This window comes from Bradyrhizobium iriomotense (assembly GCF_030160715.1).
In the GTDB taxonomy this organism is placed as follows: Bacteria; Pseudomonadota; Alphaproteobacteria; order Rhizobiales; family Xanthobacteraceae; genus Bradyrhizobium; species Bradyrhizobium iriomotense.
Genome location: NZ_BSOW01000041.1, coordinates 20,472 through 40,534, shown reverse-complemented (window position 1 = coordinate 40,534; position 20,063 = coordinate 20,472). Strand labels below are relative to the sequence as shown.

Annotated in this window: 16 protein-coding genes and 1 pseudogene; 8 read left to right on the top strand and 9 right to left on the bottom strand. The window is 57.0% G+C overall.

From position 1 onward, the window contains the following. Positions 1–184: 184 nt before the first annotated feature. From QQL28_RS38910 to QQL28_RS38900, 3 genes and pseudogenes are all read right to left on the bottom strand, one after another. A complete protein-coding gene (locus tag QQL28_RS38910) occupies positions 185–1,351 on the bottom strand; it encodes a glycosyltransferase family 2 protein (protein WP_284274184.1) in 1,167 nt (388 codons plus the stop codon). 71 nt (positions 1,352–1,422) lie between these two features. Then, on the bottom strand, positions 1,423–2,406 hold the full coding sequence (galE, locus tag QQL28_RS38905; RefSeq protein ID WP_284274181.1) for a UDP-glucose 4-epimerase GalE: 984 nt from the start codon (positions 2,404–2,406) through the stop codon (positions 1,423–1,425). After that, positions 2,403–3,236 (bottom strand): annotated as a pseudogene (locus QQL28_RS38900) (UDP-glucuronic acid decarboxylase family protein). Before QQL28_RS38900 ends, galE begins: the two are co-directional and overlap by 4 nt. Before the next feature lie 137 nt (positions 3,237–3,373). Between QQL28_RS38900 and QQL28_RS38895 the strand changes: the two are divergent. Continuing rightward, a complete protein-coding gene (locus tag QQL28_RS38895) occupies positions 3,374–4,372 on the top strand; it encodes a glycosyltransferase family 2 protein (RefSeq protein ID WP_284274179.1) in 999 nt (332 codons plus the stop codon). Positions 4,373–5,088: 716 nt separating this feature from the next. Here the strand turns inward: QQL28_RS38895 and QQL28_RS38890 are convergent. After that, entirely contained in the window at positions 5,089–5,784 is a 696-nt protein-coding gene (locus tag QQL28_RS38890) for a glycosyltransferase family 32 protein (protein WP_284274177.1), read from the bottom strand. Between the two features lie 61 nt (positions 5,785–5,845). Then, entirely contained in the window at positions 5,846–7,285 is a 1,440-nt protein-coding gene (locus tag QQL28_RS38885) for a mannose-1-phosphate guanylyltransferase/mannose-6-phosphate isomerase (protein ID WP_284274240.1), read from the bottom strand. 194 nt (positions 7,286–7,479) lie between these two features. Between QQL28_RS38885 and QQL28_RS38880 the strand changes: the two genes are divergently transcribed. Continuing rightward, positions 7,480–8,688, top strand: a complete 1,209-nt coding sequence (locus tag QQL28_RS38880) for a glycosyltransferase family 4 protein (RefSeq protein WP_284274175.1) — start codon at positions 7,480–7,482, stop codon at positions 8,686–8,688. After that, entirely contained in the window at positions 8,685–9,668 is a 984-nt protein-coding gene (locus QQL28_RS38875) for an NAD-dependent epimerase/dehydratase family protein (RefSeq protein WP_284274173.1), read from the top strand. The genes QQL28_RS38880 and QQL28_RS38875 overlap by 4 nt, the downstream gene beginning before the upstream one ends. A 68-nt stretch (positions 9,669–9,736) precedes the next feature. Here QQL28_RS38875 and QQL28_RS38870 read toward each other — a convergent pair whose 3' ends face one another. Continuing rightward, positions 9,737–10,378: a hypothetical protein gene (locus QQL28_RS38870; RefSeq protein WP_284274171.1), complete on the bottom strand. Its 642-nt coding sequence runs from the start codon at positions 10,376–10,378 to the stop codon at positions 9,737–9,739. Between the two features lie 439 nt (positions 10,379–10,817). On the opposite strand from QQL28_RS38870, the gene QQL28_RS38865 reads away from it, so the two are divergent. Both QQL28_RS38865 and QQL28_RS38860 read left to right on the top strand, forming a co-directional pair. Continuing rightward, a complete protein-coding gene (locus QQL28_RS38865) occupies positions 10,818–11,999 on the top strand; it encodes a glycosyltransferase (protein WP_284274170.1) in 1,182 nt (393 codons plus the stop codon). Between the two features lies 1 nt (position 12,000). Then, positions 12,001–12,702, top strand: a complete 702-nt coding sequence (locus QQL28_RS38860; protein ID WP_284274168.1) for a class I SAM-dependent methyltransferase — start codon at positions 12,001–12,003, stop codon at positions 12,700–12,702. Positions 12,703–12,747: 45 nt separating this feature from the next. On the opposite strand, the gene QQL28_RS38855 is transcribed toward QQL28_RS38860, so the two are convergent. The 3 genes from QQL28_RS38855 to QQL28_RS38845 form a co-directional block, all read right to left on the bottom strand. Further along, the gene (locus tag QQL28_RS38855; RefSeq protein ID WP_284274166.1) at positions 12,748–13,491 is read right to left on the bottom strand and encodes a class I SAM-dependent methyltransferase; all 744 of its coding nucleotides are present in this window, start codon (positions 13,489–13,491) and stop codon (positions 12,748–12,750) included. A gap of 60 nt (positions 13,492–13,551) precedes the next feature. Next, a complete protein-coding gene (locus QQL28_RS38850; protein WP_284274165.1) occupies positions 13,552–14,997 on the bottom strand; it encodes an MOP flippase family protein in 1,446 nt (481 codons plus the stop codon). A 364-nt stretch (positions 14,998–15,361) separates the two neighbouring features. Further along, positions 15,362–16,234 (bottom strand): glycosyltransferase family 2 protein, encoded by an 873-nt coding sequence (locus tag QQL28_RS38845; RefSeq protein ID WP_284274164.1) that lies wholly within the window; start codon positions 16,232–16,234, stop codon positions 15,362–15,364. Positions 16,235–16,445: 211 nt separating this feature from the next. On the opposite strand from QQL28_RS38845, the gene QQL28_RS38840 reads away from it, so the two are divergent. The 3 genes from QQL28_RS38840 to QQL28_RS38830 all read left to right on the top strand — a co-directional run bounded on the left by QQL28_RS38840 (position 16,446) and on the right by QQL28_RS38830 (position 20,062). Beyond that, positions 16,446–17,783: a glycoside hydrolase family 16 protein gene (locus QQL28_RS38840; RefSeq protein WP_284274162.1), complete on the top strand. Its 1,338-nt coding sequence runs from the start codon at positions 16,446–16,448 to the stop codon at positions 17,781–17,783. Positions 17,784–17,882: 99 nt separating this feature from the next. Continuing rightward, complete coding sequence (locus tag QQL28_RS38835) at positions 17,883–19,052, top strand: glycosyltransferase (protein WP_284274160.1); 1,170 nt, start codon at positions 17,883–17,885, stop codon at positions 19,050–19,052. Between the two features lie 110 nt (positions 19,053–19,162). Then, positions 19,163–20,062, top strand: a complete 900-nt coding sequence (locus QQL28_RS38830) for a hypothetical protein (protein ID WP_284274158.1) — start codon at positions 19,163–19,165, stop codon at positions 20,060–20,062. Position 20,063 lies beyond the last annotated feature (1 nt).

Genomic DNA, 20,063 nt, shown 5'->3' with positions numbered 1-20,063 from the left:
ACGTCATGACAATGGACCGGGCTCAATGGACTCAGCAGCGACCAGACAATGCCGAGAGCCGACCCCTTGTAGCGGACATTGAGTTCGCGAAGCACCGGCTCATAAGCTAGGTCCTTGGCGTGTAGGTAGCCATGCCGACAGCCGCGGCGAGAGCCGGTCGGGGCTTGGAGGGGGACACTTGCGATCATCTAGCCCTCTCCGTGTGATGCTGCCGAACTCCGGTTACCGAAGCCTGGGATGCCCGCTCCGAAGGACGGAACACCTCGTCTGCGGCAGTTCCATGCAACAGAACAGACGAAAACTTCTCCTCTCCGAGAATCCGATCTTCATCTGCTAGCCGCTTCTGTTTCATGCGCGTCAGCGTGTCGACGGGATCGTCTTTACCCGCCTCCGGATCCATGGCCAAGAAGGCTTGAGGCGAGCCAGCAGGTCGACCAAGCCCCAACCGCTTACTGATCCCCCCTCGCAATACCTCCATCACAGTGATCATCGCCACTGCCGGATCGTTCAGAAGCAACTTCGTGTAGGTCGCTGCTGCGGGAAGCAATCGCCTTTCACGCAACAAAACCTGAAATGCGTACCTGTAGCTGCCCCCCAATGCCCAGCGCTGCACGCGTGGAGCGATCGAAGGATTGCTTTTCACGTGTCTTGCAATGGTCTCGATCATGGCTTTAGCCATGCGCGATCCATCACTCGACATATTTCCTTGATACATGCGGTAGCCAACGAGAAACGATCTTACAGTTTCGATTCGATAGCGCGCTGCGAGCCGGAGCTCGAAATCGAGATCCTCACACCCACCGATGCCCTTGTCAGCATATGAAGGGTCGAATCCATCAACTGCCATCGCGGCATCGCGATGGACCAACAGACTGCTTCCGTTTCCTATGAACTTGAGCACGAGATCTCGCGCCAGGACATAGCCACGACAGTCGGCTAAGATCGGACCCGTGCCGACTACTTGGTCCTCCTCGTTTATGGTGCGGCGAAAGGAATAAACGCCACCCCAGCTCGGATCAGAACGATGAGTATCCAGTGCCTCGACCTGCCGGGCTATCTTCGTGGGGTGCCAGAGGTCGTCGGCGTCCAAGAATGCTACATAGGGTCCCCGCGCGTTTTCTATCCCAAGATTTCGCGCGCGAGCCACGCCGCGATTAGGCGTGCTGATCAACTCCAAGCGCTTGTCGGTGGCCGCAATTGCCTCCACGACGGATCGGGTGTTGTCTGTCGAACCATCGTCAACGACAATGATTTTCAGCTTCTCATATGTCTGAGCCTGCGCCGACGCGAGGGTGCGTGCGATAAAGCGCTCCGCGTTGTAGGCGGGTATTACGATGGATACGAGGTTCATCAGGATCCGCCCTGTTTACGGCATTTCGAGCGACACGCTCAGCTAACACGTTCAGCGCAAACCAGCCGTGTTCACGCAAGGGCGGCGCGCTCTCGCCATCTCAGCGCTGTTTCGATGATGAAATCAATCTGCGAACATTGCGGCTTCCAGCCGAGCTCCCGCTCAGCCTTGGCGTAGGACGCGACAAGCACTGGCGGATCCCCCTCACGTCGCGGACCAAGCCGAACGACAGGATCTCTTCCCGCGGCACGCTTTACCGCTCCAATCAATTCGAACACGCTGGTCCCAACCCCAGTACCGAGATTGAAGACGTGCGTGCCCGCGCGATCGAGAAGCATCTCGCCCGCGAGCAGGTGGGCCCGCGCGAGGTCGTTAACATGAACATAGTCCCTGATCGCGCTCCCGTCAGGCGTCGCGAAATCTGTTCCGAAAAGCGTGAAAGGCCGATCCGGGTCCAAAGCAGCCTCGATCACAAGAGGAATGGCATGCGTTTCCGGCTCGTGGCGTTCGCCGATTTCGCCGTCCGGGTCGCATCCTGCGGCATTGAAGTACCGCAATGAGACGGACGCAATACCATAGGCCTTGCCGTAATCCTCCAACATGCGTTCGACAATCATCTTGGACCAGCCGTAAGGATTGATCGGCCTCTGCGGGTGCGCCTCATCGATTGTCGGATGGTCCGGAATTCCATAACCCGCGCACGTGCTGGAAAACAGAAGACGAAGGCACCCCATCGCGCGCATCGCCTCAAGCAGAGCCAGCGTGCCGGCCGTATTGTTTGCGTAGTACCGTGCAGGATCAGCCACGGATTCGCCCACGTAGGCTAAAGCAGCAAAATGCGCGACCAGGTCCGGCTTGTACATCTCAAGCGCGCCGCGTACCCGCGCCTCATCCCGAATGTCGCATTCGATCAGCGGCCCCCAGCGCACGGCATCTCGCCATCCACGTGAGAGATTGTCGAGAACGATGACCCTCCATCCGGCATTGGCAAACGCCTTGCAGCAATGCGACCCGACATAACCGGCACCACCCGTAACGAGAACGGTTCTTGTCATGCGGCCCCATCGCATTGCTTGCGCAGCAGATTGTCGAAATACACGATCGTCTTGCTAAGACCTTCGCGTGGCTGAACAGATGGCGACCAGCCAAGCGTATCGCGCGCCCGGCCGATGCCGGGCTGTCGCTGTCTTGGATCGTCCATTGGAAGCGGTTTGAACTCGATCGAGGACTTCGACCCAATCGGCTCGATGATGGTCTCGGCCAGTTCCATTATTGTGAACTCGACCGGATTTCCGACATAGCAGAAGGAGCGGGTCTGCTTGCCATCGCCAAAGATCGAAATTGGCCGGCCCGTAAGAGCCTGTACGATGAAATTCGAAACGACCCGGCCGTCGTGGGCTTGCATTCGCGGACCGTAAGTGTTGAAGATACGCGCGACCTTGATCGAGAGATTGTGTTGCCGCCGATAATCGAGGAACAGCGTCTCGGCACAACGCTTACCCTCGTCGTAGCAGGAACGCGGACCAATGGGATTCACCCTGCCCCAATAGCTCTCCTCCAGCGAATGCACCTCAGGATGTCCGTAAACCTCCGAGGTTGAGGCCTGCAGAATTTTCGCCTTAACTCTCTTTGCTAGCCCCAGCATGTTGATTGACCCGTGCACGCTGTTTTCGTCGTCTGTCCCGGATCGTATTGATAGTGGATGGGGCTGGCCGGGCACGCCAGATTGCATATCTTCAACCTCGACATACAGCGGGAAGGTTATGTCGTGCCGCATAAGTTCAAAGCGAGGGCACTTCAGCAGCCCAAGTAACTTCTCGCACAAATGGGAACCCAAAAATCCCGCGCCACCGGTAACTAAAATTCTCTTTTTCTGAAGCGCCAATGGCGTAACCCTCTGAAACTACGCGTAATTTACCTTGTAGACCTTCAAGTCTCGCAATCCAATGAGCTTACGGATAAAATTCTAGGCAATTTAGCCGACCAATACAGTTTAATCGAGATTCAGCATTAAGATTAGTTGTGCGTTCTCATCATCGCTTTTCCAGTCAATTGATTTCGGTAGTTGTGCCGGCTTTTAACGCCGCAAGCACTATTCGTGAGACGGTTAGCAGCGCGTTGAATCAGACTTACCGCAATCTCGAAGTCATTATCGTCGATGATGGCTCCACCGACCAGACTAAGGGAGTTGCCGCGCTCCTCGTCCAGGGTGATCCGAGAGTTCGCTACGTTTACAAGGACAATGGTGGAGTGGCGTCGGCTCGCAACCGCGGAATTGCCGAAGCACAGGGTGAGTTCGTCGCCACACTTGATGCAGATGATCTCTGGTATCCGACGAAGCTCGAACGGCAGCTTGAGCGCTTCGAACAGAGCAGACCAGAAACTGCGCTGGTGTATGCGTGGTGTTGCTGGATTGATGACCACGGCACCATCACCGGCTCAGCCCCGCCGATGCGGCTGGAAGGAAGCATCTTTGCGCAGATGTGTCTGGGCAACGTTGTCATCAGTGGCAGCAACGCGCTCATCAGACGGGAAGCACTGATTGCCGCAGGAAGTTTCGACGAGTCGCTCCGTTCTCGTGGCGGACAAGGCTGCGAAGACTGGAAACTCTATCTGCAGATTGCAGAGCGATACGCAATAGCGATGGTGCCCGAATATCTGGTCGGATATCGTATCTCGCCCGGCTCCATGTCAGACGACTTCAAACAAATGATGCAATCGAGGCGGCTGGTAGAAGCCGAATTCGTCGCTGCACACCCGGCGCTGGCCCTTCAGTTTGCGCGCGGCCGGACGATACTCGCACGATCGCTCGCACTGCGTGCGATCGATCGCGGCCAAATTCGGGATGCGATCGAATTGCTAACCAGTCAATCACGGGGGCGGCTGACGACGGGCATTGCCACCCTGGCGTGGCTACTCGGAGGCTTGACTCGGCGCTCGCTAAGATGGATGCGACGGGACAATTCGTCCGCGAACAACAGGTTTCTGCCCATGCGCAGAAGCTGCCACGTTGCCGACTAACTGGTTAGCAGCACTTTGAATATGGCTTGCGCCGGCCTCGGCCCGGCGTGCGCTCCCGATCGTCCGGATGCGCCGGTCGCAGCCCGGTGGGCGCCGTTACGGCCTTTCTGGCGCAAGCTCATCGGTTGGATAGAAGCGAGCCTGACGGGCCTCGGCCAAGAATCTCCCCGTCGCGGACTTTGCCACTGCTGTCCATCGGTACACATCGGGCCGGCAAGGGCCGAATGTTCGAATGCTCCCCGCAGGCACAATTCCATTCGCAGGCATCGGCACTTCCTCGCCGCCCATTTCCCTCACCCCTTGCGTCAATGTCAGTAACAATAGCTTCGCGTCGGCGGGAACATTGCGAATTCGAATCTCAGGGTTCGGAAAAAGGGTGACGCACCCCTTTGTGCCTTGCCAAGAGAAATCAATGATCATCACCGGATCAGCTGCGGAAGACCCCGACATCGAAATCCATGCGATGAGTAAGCCCCAACAAAACTTGGACGACATAGCCCCCCCTGACAAAGTTCAACGAGATAAATGGAAGCTTGGCATCGCCGCACACCGAAGGCTTGTTCGTTCAAGAACGATAGAGGAAATTCCTCTCCAAGGACCTCGACCCAAGTTGAAAGGGACCGATCGACCCGCCTTTCATCCAACAATAAAGCCTCTCCACTGGACAGCGCAAACTCCAGAATGGACTAGTCTTCGGGTCGGAGATCGGTCTTCATCTATTTTGGGACGAGCTTGCGAACCATGCGTTTCCAAAGCGGCTTGGGCGGACGCCAAGCACCGACACAATGATGTATCGCAAAAGTTTCTTCCGTGGAGAAGGGGCCTGCTCGATGGGTAAGAACTACGGGTGGATAGAGATGAAAATCGTCCCTCAAATGTTGCTCTTCCACCCGATACTGAAAGCCAAAGCCATCAGCTGCTACTTGGGCCAAAATTCTGCTTACGATCGTGCGGTCCTGCGTACCGTCTGGCTTGATAAAGGAACGAGTATCGTAACGTTCGATGCAAGCTTTGACCCAAGGGTGGTTTTGTTCAGCGCCCAGAATAGCGCCCTCAACTGCGATTTCCTTGATCTCGGGCCAGTGCTCGATTGACGAGAACGCACGATGCTTGAGGAAGCGATCAAAGGGCTTGAAGACCTCAACGTCAGAGTCCAGATAGACTCCTCCCTCTAACGCGAGCGCCTTTAGTCGGATGTAGTCCGATGCAAACGCCCAAGCTCGAGCCGAGAGCGCCTCACGCACAAATTTCGCATCAAAGGACGACACTCTTTCCATGTTCCACCGGACAATCTCATAGTCTGGCATGTGGCGCCGCCAACTCTCGATACAACGTCTGTTGAGTTCTGGGAGCTCGTCATCGCTGAGCCAAATATAGTGGATGCGACGAGGAATGCGTTCGGAAGATGGCATCGATAATCAGACCTAGGTTTGCGTATCCGCAACTGCTAAGAGGCGCTCGTCGCGTGGACAGTCATGCTCTTTGATAGTCGTCTTCAATCCGGATGATATCGTCCTCGCCGAGATAGCTGCCGGTCTGGACCTCGATCAGCTCCAGCATGATTTTACCGGGGTTCTCCAGCCGGTGCACTGCGCCCATCGGGATGTAGACCGACTCGTTCTCGTGCACGGTTTTCACGGCCTCGTTCACGGTCACCTGGGCCGCGCCGCGGACCACGATCCAGTGCTCGGCGCGATGGTGATGCTTCTGCAGCGACAGCCGCCCGCCCGGCTTCACCACGATGCGCTTGACCTGGTGGCGCGCGCCATTGTCGACCGACTGATAGCTGCCCCACGGGCGATGCACCTTGAGGTGCTCCTCGGTGACCTTCGGGGCCACCGTCTTCAGCTTGGTCACGATGCGCTTCAGGCCGTTGGCGTCCTTCTGGCGTGACACCAGCACGGCGTCGGCGGTCGCCACCACGACGAGATCGTCGACGCCTTCGAGCGCGACCAGCGCCTGGTCGGTCGTGACTTTGCAATTGCGCGAGTCCTCGAACACGGCGGTGCCGTGCGCGGCATTGCCTTGCGCGTCCTTCTCCGAGAGCTCCCATACCGCAAGCCAGGAGCCGACATCGGACCAGCCGCAGGACACCGGGACGACCGCGGCGCGCGCGGTCTTTTCCATCACCGCATAGTCGATCGAGATCGCCTTGGCGGACGCGAACGCCTTCGGCTCCAGCGTGACGAAGCCGAGATCGTGGCCGGCGCTCGCGACGGCCTCGGAGACCGCCTGCACGCTTGCCGGATCGACCTTGCGATATTCGTCGAGCAATACGGCGGCCGGGAACATGAAGTTGCCGCTGTTCCAGAGATAGCCGGAGTTGACGTAGTCGGCCGCCTTCATCGCGTCCGGCTTCTCGACGAATTTCGTGACCGCGCGCACCTCGCCCGCGACCGCGTCACCGGGGTTGATGTAGCCATATTCGGTCGCCGGCCGTTCCGGCTTGACGCCGAAGGTGACGATGCGCCCCTCGCCCGCGGCTACCAGCCCCTGCCGGCAGGCCGCGACGAACGCGGCCTTGTCGCGCACGACGTGATCGGCGGCGAGCGCCAGCACGATCGCCGCGTTGTCGCGGCCCTGCGCGAAGGCAGCGCCGGCCGCAATCGCGGGGCCTGAGTCACGCCGCATCGGCTCCAACAGCACATCGGCCTCGATGCCGATCTCGGCGAGCTGCTCCAGCACCATGAAACGATAGGCTTGATTGGTGATGACGATCGGACGATCGAACAGCGCGCCATCGGAGACGCGCAACAGCGTGTCCTGGAAGGTCGAGCGCGCGCCGAACAGCGGCAAGAACTGCTTGGGGCGCACCTCGCGCGAAGCGGGCCACAACCGCGTGCCGGCACCGCCGCACATGATCAGGGGGATAATGCGCTGTCCATTGGAGTAGGCGAGATCACCCGAACACAAATCAGTCACAAACGGTCCCCTGTCATCTGACGCTCACAAGATCTGCTAGCAAGTACTATTCCAAATGTGCAAATCACATAAGTCTGTCATGCCGTTAACGGTTAAGGTACAGAACAATGGACAGTACACATGGATTAGGGCATGTCATCGGCAAACGGATCCGGTAAAAATTTGGGCGTGGGCCAGGTGCTATCTTGAATATTTTGGTTCACGACTATGCTGGCCACCCGTTTCAGGTTGATCTGAGCCGCGAGCTCGCTGCGCGAGGACATCAGGTCACCCATGCCTATTTCCAGGGCGATCCTGGCCCCAAGGGCCGCCTTGAGCGCTCCTCCTCCGATCCGGTCAACCTGTCCTTCAAAGGAGTGCCCCTCTCACGCCCCTATGATAAAGCGTCATTCGTACGACGCCGGTTCGACGATGTCGCCTACGGAAAAGCGGTCGCAGAGCTGATTCCCGCATTAAAACCGGATCTCGTTATCTCGGGGAACACGCCGACGGAAGCTCAGTCCACAATCGTCAAGACGTCCCGCAAAAGCGGTGCGGCCTTTGTGTTCTGGGTTCAGGATTTTTACAGCATCGCTGTCTCGAAGCTGCTGCGAAAGAAGATGGGTACCGTAGGTGCTGCGATTGGCGCCTATTACACATTTCTCGAGCGCGGTCAGTTTGCAAATTCCGACGCGATCGTCGTAATCACCGATTCTTTTGCTGACGTCGCGAAAAAGTGGGTCAAGGACAAGGCCAAGATCTTCACGATCGAGAACTGGGGCGCGCTGAACGAGATCTCGCCTCTGCCGAAGGACAATGAATGGGCGCGCCATCACAAAATCGCTCACACGTTCAACTTCCTCTATTCCGGCACACTCGCGCTGAAGCATAATCCTCAACTGCTCATCGACCTCGCCAAGGAGGTGAAGGGACGCGCCAACGTTGTCGTCGTGAGCCAAGGGGTCGGGGTCGCGAATCTTGAGCACGCCAAGCAGGAACAAGGAATTGACAACCTAATTCTCCTACCGCTGCAACCCTTCTCCGATCTTCCTAAGGTGCTTGCAACATCGGATGTCACAGTCGCAACAATCGAGCCGGACGCCGGAATGTTCTCGGTTCCTTCCAAGGTGCAGTCATATTTCTGCGCACAACGCCCGGTACTGCTCGCCGCGCCAGCGGAAAACCTCGCGTCGCAGGTGGTGGGCCGAATTGGCGCGGGCCTAGTTGTCGCCCCCACTGACAGGGCTGGGTTCTTGAACTCCGCGCTTCGGCTAATGGAAGAGGATGCGTTACGATTGGGCGCAGCCGAAAGTGGTAGGAATTTTGCTTTAAACAATTACGACATCAAGCGGGTCGCGGACCGTTTTGAAACAGTATTCCAACATGCTATCCGTGCGCGAAAGGGAAATTCATGACTAAGACTGCCTTGGTTTGCGGTGCAGGCGGTTTCATCGGCGGACACCTGGTCAAAAGGCTGAAGCGCGAAGGCTTCTGGGTCCGCGGCGTCGACCTCAAGTTCCCTCCCTTCGCGGAGACTGAGGCGGATGATTTCGCGGTCGGTGATCTCCGGGATCAGTACTTCTGCCGCCAGATCACCGACCGCAGGTTTGACGAGGTGTATCAGCTTGCCGCCGACATGGGCGGCGCTGGCTACATTTTCACCGGCGAGCACGACGCCGACGTGATGCACAACTCGGCCACGATCAACCTGAACATGCTTGATGCCTGCCAGAAACGGAATGTGCGTGGCATGTTCTATTCTTCTTCGGCCTGCATGTATCCTGAGCACAACCAGATGGATCCCAACAATCCGAACTGCGCCGAGGATTCCGCCTATCCGGCGAACCCCGACAGTGAGTATGGTTGGGAGAAGCTGTTCTCGGAGCGCCTCTACCTCGCCTACAACCGCAATCACAGCATGCGCAACCGCGTCGCACGCTATCACAACATCTTCGGACCCGAGGGCACCTGGGACGGCGGCAAGGAGAAGGCGCCGGCCGCCGTTTGCCGCAAGGTCGCGCAGGCAACCAGTGGCGGTGATATCGAGATCTGGGGCGACGGCACCCAGACCCGCTCTTTCCTCTACATCGAGGAGTGCCTGGAAGGCACGATCCGCCTCACGCGGTCGGATTTCGAGGGCCCCGTCAACGTCGGCTCGGAAGAAATGGTCACCATCAACCAACTCGTCGACATCGTGGCCGACATCGCCGGCAAGAGACTTCACAAGAACCATATCCCGGGCCCGCTCGGCGTGCGCGGCCGCAATTCGGACAACCGGCTGATCGGGCAGAAGCTCGGCTGGAAGCCTTCCGCGACACTGCGGTCCGGCCTCGAGAAGACCTACGAATGGATCGAGCGACAGGTGCACCGGAACACCAAGAAGGCGGCGGCCTAAGCTGATGCTGGACCGAGCGCCTGGGCTCGGTCCAGCATCCCTTCGTGCTGTGACAGGGCGCCGGATCCTCAGTAGTAGGCAGCGCCCAAATAATCGCCACCCGCAATAATGATCTGCGTCTTGTTGGACACAACGCTTCCAACCTGAAACGAGATTTTCTTTGCCGCCAAACTGGCCTGTATTGCGCCTGCCAGTAGTATCTCGCCCTCCCGCTCAGCGTCGTCAACAACGATGATGAACCTGGACGGATTGATCCAGTCGATGAGCTGGACGGCGGCAAGACGGGAAAACCGATTCTCCACGGCGGCGGCAGGAGGACCGTCGATCACGAGAAGTTCAACGCTGCTCTTCGTCAACGGCGAGAAATCATAACCAGTGGTCTGCATGCCTTGGACTTGCTTCAGAACGAGATGCGTTCTGACAACATCGTGAGACACCAACTGAGAAATCCGATAGGCCCATCCCTGTTCGTGCTCTAGCGTCCTCACGCGAGATTTCAGTACGCCCTTCCTGACCAGCAGATCGAACAAAATAGACGTCTGGCCCGCCCCAAGTTCAAGCACGTCCTTGATCGGATAGTCGAGCGCTGCTCTCAAGAGAACGTACAAGAGGCCATAGTTTGCGGCGGAACCAACGGGATAGAACCTGACGCCATCCACGCTGATCGATGAAAGATCGCGCTCAAAGATGCGCTGATAGACAGTTTCCATGCTGGACCCGCGGGCTCCCGCGTCGAGCCTGCGAATGATCTCTTTGATACGCGCTCTCAGTGCCATAGCTCCCCCACCCAAAAAACTTGGACCTTCTTGAGTACTGCGGCCCTCATATCCGCAATGATATCGCCAGCAGCCGCGACCATCGCAGCATAGATCGCTGTGTCGACCACGACAAGCAACGCAGGCTGCACGATCTGACGCTCTTGGATTTGGTGCCGCGCGAATGCGTTCTACCAGCCTTCTGCAGGACGACAGGGGGAAAGCCACGCGGAACATATTGCAGACTCGCGAGTTCTCACAGCCGCAATGAACTGATCACAGGCCATGTGACGAGACACCACTGTCGAGAGGGCCGATTTCGGTCGGCCGACGCGTCAAATTGCGAGACGTCAACTCTCGGCGCTTCGGCCGGACTCAAGCAGGTTGACTCGACATGTCATCGCAAAAGACCGTCCTTGTCTATCGCAACGAACTCCTGCCCATTTCCGAAACCTTCATCAAGGAGCAGATGCTAGCCCTCCGGCAGTGGCGGCCCGTGCTGGTCGGGCGCCGAATCCTCGAGCAACTCCCCTTAGATGATCTTGATATCCGCATCGTCGGTCCACAAAACTCGAGTTTGCCAACCAGATTGTCGTGGAAGTTCAGAAGAGCCCTCGGCCTCGTTCCAACTAGAGCTATCAGCGAACTCAAAGCCGAGAATCCACTTCTCGTGCACGCGCATTTCGGGATGGACGCGCTCGACGCATGGCCCATAGCACGCGCACTTAGAGTTCCAATGCTCGTGTCGCTCCATGGTTACGACATCAACACTCATCGCGAGTGGTGGGAAGCCGGGCACGGAGGGACTCGCATGCGCCTATACCCGCGACGCGTGCTCAACCTCGCCCAACAACCTGCGGTTAGCTTCGCTGCCGTTTCCCAGGCGCTGCGGCGACGCGCGATCGAATACGGCATCCCTGCCAAGAAAATTGCCGTTAGCTACATTGGGATCAACACCCGAACGTTCCGAACTGGCAATGTCCCTATTTCGCAGCGGCCCTTGAGCGTAGTATTCGTGGGCCGTCTGGTCGAGAAAAAGGGCTGTGCCATTCTCATCGAGGCAATGTCCCACGTCCAGCAGGTAGTGACAGCAGCGCAACTGACGGTGATTGGCGACGGCCCTCTGCGACATGATCTGGAGAGCTTGGCTACTCGGAAAAAGGTCCGCGCGACATTCCGCGGAGCGCAATCGAGTGCCTACGTTAAGCGCGAGCTAGACGCGTCGCGCGTTCTGTGTCTGCCGAGCATTACAGCTAGAAATGGCGATGCAGAAGGGTTCGGGCTCGTGATACTTGAGGCCCAGGCATCGGGGGTTCCTGTCGTGACGTCAGCCCTCGGTGGAGCAACCGAAGGAATCAGTGAACACATCACGGGATTTTCGTTCGCCGAACGAGATATCGAGGGACTAACCCGGATCTTGATCAATATTCTGAATAATGAGGAGATGCTCCGTCAAATGGCCGACAACGGTCCTAGCTATGTGGCATCGCATTTCGATTTGGCCCGTTGCACTGGCCAACTCGAGTTGTTGTATGATGCGATCTCTTCTGACGAACTCGCCGATCGAAGGACCTAACGTGACACACAGCCTCGAAACACTGCGAAAAAGAATCGGTCGGTTGCCGGTTTTAGGCCCGATGGCAAAACAGCTTTACCGCGCTATCGTCCCAAACAGGTTCTCATCTTCGGAATATTGGGAACAGCGCTACGCGCGCGGCGGCAATTCTGGAGCGGGTTCGTACGGCCGGCTTGCACAATTTAAAGCCGAAACGATCAACAAGTTTGTGGAAGGCCGCGGAGTACGAACCATTATTGAGTTCGGCTCGGGTGACGGGGCGCAACTGGAACTCGCTCGCTATCCAACTTATACAGGAGTGGATGTTTCAGCGAGTGCTATCGAACTATGCAAGACCAAATTTAAGGACGATCCTTCAAAGCAATTTTTGTTGGCCTCAACAGGTGATGCCAGCAAGGCTCGCGCGGAACTGGCCATGTCCCTTGATGTGATTTATCACCTTGTTGAGGATACGGCGTATGACGCATATATGAACTGCCTCGTGGCAGCGGCCGAGAAGTACATCTGCATCTACAGCAGCAATATCGTCAAATTGGCTCCCGCCGACCATGTGCGCCACCGTGTCTTTACTGAATGGATTGCGGCCAACGCCCCGACATGGAAATTAATTAAGAAGGTAAACAATCCGTTCCCGGAAGACTCGGGCAATCCTGACCATACGTCGTGGGCCGATTTTTATTTCTACGAGAGATTGCAGAGCTAGAGAGCCGATAAGCCGGAGCTGACCGACCAACGGCAAATGCGCCAATCAACTTGGCCGCTGGGCAACCATGAAATAGCCTAGCGGAAATTGGCTAGAGGTTTTCTTAGCCAATTTTTCACCCAGTCGAGTCCTTGTGAACCACCAAGCGACGGCTTGCACGCTTCGAGCAGCGGGGATCCCGCCAAGCGGCAGCCTCATGATATTCTTGGAAGTAATATCGAATAGGATCTCCACCGCACCCCCAATCGGCTCCAGACAAAGAATCTGCATGCCAGAATCCGCCATAAAATGGCGCAAGGCAAATTCGGTATATCGATAGAAGTCATGCGGAATTTCATGCAGCGGATAGTAGAAGGGCACGTTCATGATCAGTTTGCCGTTTGGCGCCAACAGTCGAAATATCTCCCGACAGAGATTGAGTGGCGCCGGAATATGCTCAAGAACGTCCGATAGTACTATTGTGTCGAACGATTGGTCGGGAAGATCGATAGGTTTTGTGAGATCTGCCTCCTTGTCTAGGTGCGGTGTGTCGTGCAGGCTGTTACCCCAGTCCACGCACGTAACTTCGTTGACCCGGCTCCTGTACGTTCCATAAAGTGGAACTTTGCCACAGCCCAGATCGAGCAATCGCCCGGAAGCGTGCAACCCCAAAGCGTCAAAATACCTTGTTGCGACAAGATTGGCTATGAGTCTCGAGCCAACGCTAACTTCAGCAGGGTTCTCGGAACTTAAGAGTTGCCCGCCTCGTAGAACGTACTTGGTCTCTTTCCAATTCTCGGCATCACGCAATTCGTCACCTGCGTCGTTCAGAGATGCGCCCTCAGTTCGATACGCTCCCTTAACGAGTACTCAGGCCTTCTTGAGTACCGCGGCCCTCATATCCACAACGATATCGCGAGCAGCTAGAATCATGGTGGCAGCGTAGATCGCTGTGCCGACCACAACAAGCGACGCAAGCTGCACGATCTGATGCCATGATCCTGGCAAAATGAAGTTCTCAATCCAGATGATCAGGGCCACCATCACAATCGCTGCCAGCAAAGGCCGACACAGGCTGACCGCGACGTCAGAGAGTCGCAGATTGACCTGGATCACGGTGTAGTGAAGGTAAATCACAGACGTCAGAAGATTGGCAAAGAAATACGCCCTGGCGACACCTGTGGCACCCTGCGACAGTCCCAATACGAAGCTTGTCACGAAGACGAGCGAACATACGAACCCGAGATTTCGCATCAATCGCGTCTTTCCAGTCGCAATCAACACTGTACCGGTCGTCGACACGATGGACTGCAAGAGGCCCGTCGGCGCCAGCCAGGCGACGATATCGGATGCAGCCCGCCACTTCTCACCCAACACGACGACGACGAACGGCTCGCGGACGGACCAAAGCCCCAACATGAGCGGAGCGGTGATAACGAAAATGAACTGCAACAATCTAAGATACTGCCGACCGATCAACGCAGTATTTTGCTGGTGCCCGCTGAAGATCGGCAGGAAGGCTCGTGTCAGGACGAACGTCAGGTTTTGGAGCGGGAACAGCATGATCCGGTACGCAATGGTGTAGTACCCAAGCTGCACCGGTCCGAGGTATCTACCGATCAGAATTCCATCGGCATTACGCGAGAAATAGTTGATGACGTTGAAGGCGACGAGATTGCCGCTGAAGCCAAGAACGTCAACAATCTCCGCCTTGCTCCATTGCGCGCGTGGCCTCCATCCCGAAACCAGCCAAAACAGCACCGTGGAAAGGATCGTTCCTATCAGCGTCTGAATCACGAGGCTGATCGCGCCGACCCCGAAAATGGCGGCCGCTATCGCCACAACAGCTCCGCAAGTCGACGAAGACACTTCAATGATCGCAACGGACTTGAAACGACTGCTCCGCTCGAGCAGCGCCAGGTGTGGCGCGCCCGAAGCTCCTATCGGGAAAGCCAGGGACAAGATAACCAACAGCGGCTGCACTGCAGGGTCGTGAAAAACCGCCGCTACAAGAGGCGATGTCGCCGCAATGATGCCGCCTACTGCGGAACCGAAAATCATGTTGCACCAAAAGACGGTGCCCAGAAGCTTGTCGGTCAACTGCTCTCTCTGAATGATGGCAGCCGACATTCCCATGTCGCGAAAGATTGTCGCGAAGTTGGTGACGATCGTTGCCATGGCCAACAAGCCAAAGTCCGACGTCGGCAACAGTCGAGCCAGAACCGTGACGCCGATTAGCTGAATCCCGGCGCGCCCGATCTGGGACACCGCGCTCCACTGAACATTGGAAAGTGCAGAACCTTGCTTTCTGGACATCGCGCCTAACTATGGGAGAGACTGATTACGAAGAGCGGGCCTCAGTACCACGCCCCTTCATCGACGCGAATACCCCAGACGCGAGAATACCTGCTACGCGCACTAGGCGCCTGTGATGCGCGCCGTTCCTGTGCCGCAACATCTACGAGGATTGGCCGCGGGCGCAAGCGGCAGCGATTGTTGCCATTGCCACGCAGACTCCAGCGTCGGTCGGCTCCTGAAAACCCGGCCGCCCTAGGCACTGGCCGCCGCGATATGAAGCGCGTGTGACAGATCGGATGCGACCCGGAAGCCGTCCACGGGGTCTACTTCAAACAAGCACCCGCGTTTCTGCTGGGCTTTGCGTGGAGCAGTTGGAGAGGCGCTAGCTACGCACCAGTTTCGGTATTCGCTTCAATATCCAGGACATGGAGTGGCGATCTCTGAGGCCAAACTTTAGTGCGAGCGCAAGAGCCGACAGGGGTTCGCCCTTCAAGTGCCGTCGAAACGCCTCCCGAAAATAGAGGGCGGCCGCCGCATCCGAAGCCATCAAATTACCCGCGATCCGAAGCCACGTCAGTGTTGGCTCGACCGACTTCAGTCGTGTGACCCGCGTGGGATCTTCCTCGCTCCACCACGCGGCCAGAGGTTCGTGCCAATAAAGAAATTCAGCGCCCCCCCTTACGAGACGGAGTCCAAAATCCTGATCTTGGTGCTTCTTCAGTCTCTCATCAAACCGCACAGCTTTCGCAAGCTGAGTTGGCATCAGCAGAGTCGAAGACAGAAATCCGTAGCAGTGAACCAGGAAGTACCTGCTGATATCCTCTCCCTCGTGAGGCGGACGACCGTTTGTCGGTCTACCGTCCCAACCTCCTCCGTCAAACAATGCATTTGCGCAAACAAAGTAGTTTCCGGAAGTTCGAGCTCCAATCTGAGACAGCTGTATCGCCAGTTTGTTGGGAAACCATCGATCATCGGCATCAAGAAAGGCGACCAGGTCGCCGCGGGCTGCATCAATCCCCGTATTGCGAGCTACATTGCCTCCGCGATTGCGTTCGTGGCGGATAATGCGAATGCATGGATCGATGTCCGTGAGCCAAGTCGTGTCCGGCAAATCGGTAGAGCCATCATCTACGATGATAATCTCGAGAGGCCTCGGGTTCTGAGCGAGCGCACTTCGAATAGCTCCTTCCAGCCTGTCGGCGCGGTTATAGGCCGGTATCACGACCGAAACCGTCATTGAATCGTTCAGGTTCACAGAGATACACCTCGCGGTGGAGAGTGAATGTCAGCGATCGGCGACCGGTACCAAGTCGCAAAGTTGAAGCCGGAGTAACGGCGGCGTTCACATTTCGGCCCGAGCAGATCCACAGTCCGAACAGGCTCCAATCACGGTTTCAGCTTACGAGAAATCGATTGTTCTTTCACTACCAGTTTGAGATACAGTTTACAAACGAGGGCCGTCGAGCATGCACCAGCGCTTGGTAAATTTTCTCTCTGCCGCAACAGTAATCCTGACAATCTTGCCTGTAGCACCCGCGAAATCCGGTGGATGGGAGCTGGTTTTCTCAGACGAATTTAATGGCAATCAGCTGGATCGGAACAAATGGGCCACACGTTTCATCTACAGCAATGAAACACTGGACCACTTCAATGACGAGATCCAGCGCTACCGCGATAGCCAAATCACGCTCTCCGATGGCGTTTTGGATCTGACCGCCGAAAAGAAGCCGGGAGCAAACTTGTTCGACTCGGGGCTGATCCGCAGCCATCGGACCTTCTACTATGGTTACTATGAAGCCCGTGTGTTTCTCCCGTCCGGCAAGGGCATCTGGCCTGCATTCTGGCTTGAAGCCGACTACGATCAGGACGGACGAACTTGGCACCCTCCAGAAATCGACATTTTTGAGTACGTCATAAACGGCGTGGAAGATAAGCCGAACATGCTGCACTCCAATGCTGCAGGACGTGGCGATTACGTGTTCACGGACCCTTCGTTTCAGACGAAATTTGCCGAAATGATGGGCAAGGAGAACCTCAACGAAGGTTGGCATGTTGCCGGCATGGCCTGGCAACCGGATCGGGTCACCTTGTTCTGGGATGGCCGTCGAATCTACACAAAAACGTATCAGTGGCTTCGGAGAGACGGCCAGCTGGGCCCACCCGCTCACATCGATTTCAATTTCGCGGTCGGTGGCGGCTGGGCTGGCCGCCACGGCATTGACGAGAGCGCTTTCCCTCAGAAATTCAGGGTGGACTACATTCGCGTGTGTCAATTCACCTCGTCCGACAAGGGCAAGCGGCAGTGCGGGCCAAGCGAAATGACGCCGGATCCGCAAGAGTTCGGCTACGCCGACGCTCCAAATGACATGCCCAAGCCGGCGTTCCTGAGGATGGACCACGTCGGGGACGCCCGCGCAAACTCTGGCGCCGTGGCACTGCCGATGACCGGCAATCGGCTGGACCTGACTGTGCCGATCAAGTTTCCAGAGCAGTATCCGTCGGAGCGAACGCTACGCGTGTCCCTCATGGATGAAGCGACGGGCGCAGTAGTGACGTCTGCAAGCCAGAGGCTTGATCTTGCATCGATCACCAAACGACCCGATGGCACGGCTGCCGTCGACGTATCGCTGCCGGCCCTGCAGCGGCCCGGCCGCTTCCGGCTCGACGCAACCCTCATTGCCGAGTCGGTTGACGCGAAAGGCGCCAAGCAGACACAGCCCGCGCCGGCCACCTGCTCGACCGACATGCCGCAACCCGTCAAGGCTCGGAGCTGCCAGCTCCTGCGCGTGGACGTACAGCGTTGAAATTTCAATCTTGCGATAGCTGCGGCCCGAGCGGTCGGGTGAAATGTCCTCGGCAGGTAACGAGCGTGGCTCGTTCGACTGGGGTGGGAGCTTGAACGCTTGAAACGGATCTTGTGGATCTCCGGCCGCCTGCCAACCCCGCTCTTCAGCGGCGACGCCCTCTACTCTGCTGGACTCATCAAATCGCTTGCTCTGACGAATGAGGCCGAGGTTACGGTCGTCGGATCGAGGAGAAGCGAGCGGGCCATCGAAAAGCCCTTTCTCGGTCTGCCACAGATCAACTGTGTGGACACGCCCCCCTCACAAGTCTCCGCAGCGCTCAGCCTGATCTCGGCACTACCGAAGGACGCATACTTTCTGGCAACTCCCGATCTCAGAGCGAAGTTACTCGAGCTGCTAGACCGGCCCTGGGACTGGATTGTGATCGACCATGCATACTCTTCGGGATTCCTCGACATCATCTTGAGCCGTCGGCAGTCCGCGACAATCTGTTATGTCGCGCACAACGCCGAAGGACTCATTCGACGCGAGATTGCCCGGAATTTTGACAGTCCGGCGCGTCGCCTGCTCATGGGATACGACGCAAGAAAATACCGAAACCAGGAAGACAAGATTCTGCAAATCGCCGACGCGGTGATTTGCATCACCGACGAGGACGCATCCTACTTCGGCCGCTCGGTCAAAAGGACATACGTGCTCCCGCCGGTCTTCTTTGGTCAGGCTACTCCCCCGCGCTCCCTGACATCGGATACGCCGCGAGCCCTGCTCCTTCTTGGATCCTTCGATTGGGTCGCCAAGCAGAGAAACCTCGATATCCTGATCGACAGCCTCCTGTCGCAATTCAAGCTCAACGGAATATCGCTCAATGTTGTCGGCAGCGTCCCCGAGCCGCTTCGCGACCGGTATGTGTCGTTGAAACCGCACCTGGTGTTTCATGGGCGCCTGCCGGACGTCTCCGAGATCGCCAGCCGGTGCCGGGCCGGGCTCGTGCCTGAGCTCTTCGGTGGGGGCTTCAAATTGAAGATGCTGGACTATGCATTTGCAAGATTGCCCATCTTCGGCCTGAAAAACGCCATTGCCGGCACTACCGAAGAGGAGCAGTCCGCCATGTTTCTGGCAGAAGGCGTGACAGGACTAGGCAAAAAAATAGTCGAGAATATTGACAATCTGGATCTGCTGAATCAGAGCCAGGACAGACTTTTCGCAATGTTTTCCGACAGATTCGGCCTGGAAAGCTCCGCAGCGCGCATGCACCGGGCACTTCTCTAGATGTGCCGTCTTGACGGCGACACCCAAATCTGAGCCTGACGGACGGCCGATGCCGTCACGCGCATGGCTCGTCCGTCGTTAACCGGCATCCCTCCCCAGGAAACCAGGATATGAGCACCTTTGGATCCTTTTGGCTCGGCCCGCTCTCTCCGTACGAAAAGGCCTCGCTCCTTTCGTTTGCCGAGTTTGGCCACAGCGTTGTGCTCTATTCGTACAAGCCGTTCGACGGCCTGCCCTCCGGCATAGTCCAGGGCGATGCCAACGAGATCGTGGATGAATCCTACATCGATCGCTTCATTACCGATGGCCGGCGCAACATCGCACAATTCTCCGACTATTTCCGATACAAGATGTTCCTGAAAAAACATCTCTGCTGGATCGACTCGGACGTCATGATGCTGAAATCATTTGAGGTTGAAAGCAGTGAAAACTTCCTCATCGCGGAGAACGGAACGAACATCTGCAACGCAATCCTCAACCTCAATCCCTCGTCAAGGGAATTGGGACGAATAGTCGCTGCCAGCGAAAGCGTGCTGGACCAGGACGTCCCATTCGGCACCCTTCAGGCCTTCAATTCCAGGACGTTCAAAAAACAAAGCTCATCGTTCAAGCCTGCAAGCCTGTTCATGCCGCTTCACTACGATGAGTTCTACAAATTCCTCCTGCCAGAGTACCGAGATGAGTGCCAAGAACTTTGCCGGGACGCATTCTCGATCCATCTCTATAACAACATCTGGGACAAGATGGGTTACTACAAGGAGCTTCTTCCGCCGGAAGGCTCCTATCTGCACGACATACTGAGCTCAAAGCCGATCGCGAAGCAATTCAAGGGAGTCTATCCAGAGTCAGTCGTGCGCGCACTGGTTCACGGATGGAACCAGCGGTTCTCAGGCGAGGCCCTGAGCATCGGTTCGATCTTGAAGCAATTGGTTCCCAGCACACGTCGGACGCTGAAGCGTCTCCACTCGCAATACATGCCGCTTCTGCGGGAGATGAGCGGCCATGGTTAAC

What these genes read in the sequence shown, in the direction of transcription:
- QQL28_RS38890 (WP_284274177.1), bottom strand. Translation starts at nt 5,784, where the DNA reads ATGCCATCTTCCGAACGCATTCCTCGTCGCATCCACTATATTTGGCTC.
- QQL28_RS38830 (WP_284274158.1), top strand. Translation starts at nt 19,163, where the DNA reads ATGAGCACCTTTGGATCCTTTTGGCTCGGCCCGCTCTCTCCGTACGAA.
- QQL28_RS38850 (WP_284274165.1), bottom strand. Translation starts at nt 14,997, where the DNA reads ATGTCCAGAAAGCAAGGTTCTGCACTTTCCAATGTTCAGTGGAGCGCG.
- QQL28_RS38875 (WP_284274173.1), top strand. Translation starts at nt 8,685, where the DNA reads ATGACTAAGACTGCCTTGGTTTGCGGTGCAGGCGGTTTCATCGGCGGA.
- QQL28_RS38870 (WP_284274171.1), bottom strand. Translation starts at nt 10,378, where the DNA reads ATGGAAACTGTCTATCAGCGCATCTTTGAGCGCGATCTTTCATCGATC.
- QQL28_RS38840 (WP_284274162.1), top strand. Translation starts at nt 16,446, where the DNA reads ATGCACCAGCGCTTGGTAAATTTTCTCTCTGCCGCAACAGTAATCCTG.
- QQL28_RS38865 (WP_284274170.1), top strand. Translation starts at nt 10,818, where the DNA reads ATGTCATCGCAAAAGACCGTCCTTGTCTATCGCAACGAACTCCTGCCC.
- QQL28_RS38910 (WP_284274184.1), bottom strand. Translation starts at nt 1,351, where the DNA reads ATGAACCTCGTATCCATCGTAATACCCGCCTACAACGCGGAGCGCTTT.
- galE (WP_284274181.1), bottom strand. Translation starts at nt 2,406, where the DNA reads ATGACAAGAACCGTTCTCGTTACGGGTGGTGCCGGTTATGTCGGGTCG.